Raw genomic sequence first — 1,312 nt, forward strand, 5'->3', positions numbered from 1 at the left:
GGTGGGTGGATTAGCGCTGCGAGGGGCCTACGCGTCGAGTTCGTGCACCAGGAGCGCGACGTACAACGACAGCACCGACTCCGGGTCCTCCAGCGCAACGCCCGCCCGCGCCGCGCCCGGTGTTCGGCCATGGGGCACACTGGTCCGGCGGGTCCGCACCGGAGGTGCTCGGCTGCTACCACGTCAGCCAGCAGAACACCTTCACCGGGCGGTTGACACCGGCGATGTTGGACGAGGTGTTCGCCCGGGCGAAGCGGTTGGCCGGGGTGGACTGACGAGTGCGTGGGGCGGTGGGATGGACCTCGGCGTGCTGCGCAGGTGGTGGCCGGTCGCGGCGGTGACCCTGCTGCTCGCCGTCGCCGCGATCGCCGCCGGGCACTCGTCGATCGGCGCCAGCCGCATCCCGCCCGCCGCCGACACCATCCCGTACGTGCCGGACTATCCCACCGCCGAGCCGGCGGCCTCGATCCCGGTCGAGCCCCGGGACGCCGGCCCACCCACCTCCGCCGAGATTCCCCGGTGGATCCTGTGGACGGCCCTCGCCGTGCTCACCCTGGCCGTGCTGGCCGCGGTGGGCTATGTGCTGTGGACGGTGCTCAGCGGAGCGCTGCGGCGGACCACCCGGGCGGTGCCGGTACGCCGGACCCGGCGTACCGCCGAGGGGACCGCCCGCGAGGTGGTCGCCGCGCTCGACGCCGGCCTGGTGGAGCTGGACGACCGGGACACCGACCCGCGGACCGCCGTGATCGCCTGCTGGGTCCGGCTGGAGGAGGCCGCCGAGGATGCCGGGGTGCCCCGGCTCGCCGGGGACACCCCCACCGACCTGGTCAGCCGGCTGCTGCGCGGGGACCCGGCGGCGGGCGTCCCGGCGATCGCCAGCGCCGACGTGCTGGACGGTTTCGCGCACGTCTACCGCGAGGCTCGCTACGCGACCCACACCGTCGACGAGCGGATGCGGGATCAGGCCCGGGCCGCGCTGCGCCGGCTGCGCGGCGAACTGACCAGCCTGGCCGCCGCCCCGGAGGCGACCGGATGAGCGAGCGGATCGGTCGGCGCAGCGACCGGACCGACCCGGTGGTGTCCGCGTGAGCACCAGCATCGACGACCTGCTGTCGTTCGCCGAGGAACCGGACGCGGCGCCGGACGCGGCCCGGCCGGGGCGACTGCGACCGGTGCTGCGGACCCTCGCCGTCACCGCGGCGATCGTGGTGGTGGTGCTCGTCCTGCTCCGCGCGGTCGGCCTCCAGGTCTCGCTCTGGATCATCGTGGCGGCCGTGCTCGCCGTGCTCGCCGTCCGCCGGGTCACCGGCGC

The 1,312-nt window shown here is 75.4% G+C and carries 1 protein-coding gene and 2 pseudogenes; all 3 read left to right on the forward strand.

Features of this window, described 5'->3' with window-relative positions; all coding sequences use genetic code 11:
* Positions 1-101: 101 nt before the first annotated feature.
* A pseudogene (locus ACWEVO_RS36600) lies at positions 102-275 on the forward strand (uracil-DNA glycosylase); the annotation flags it as partial.
* Between the two features lie 20 nt (positions 276-295).
* A complete protein-coding gene (locus tag ACWEVO_RS36605) occupies positions 296-1,036 on the forward strand; it encodes a DUF4129 domain-containing protein (protein WP_452311964.1) in 741 nt (246 codons plus the stop codon).
* A gap of 49 nt (positions 1,037-1,085) precedes the next feature.
* Positions 1,086-1,312: pseudogene (locus ACWEVO_RS36610) on the forward strand (hypothetical protein); the annotation flags it as partial.

This window comes from Micromonospora sp. NPDC003776, from assembly GCF_053605645.1.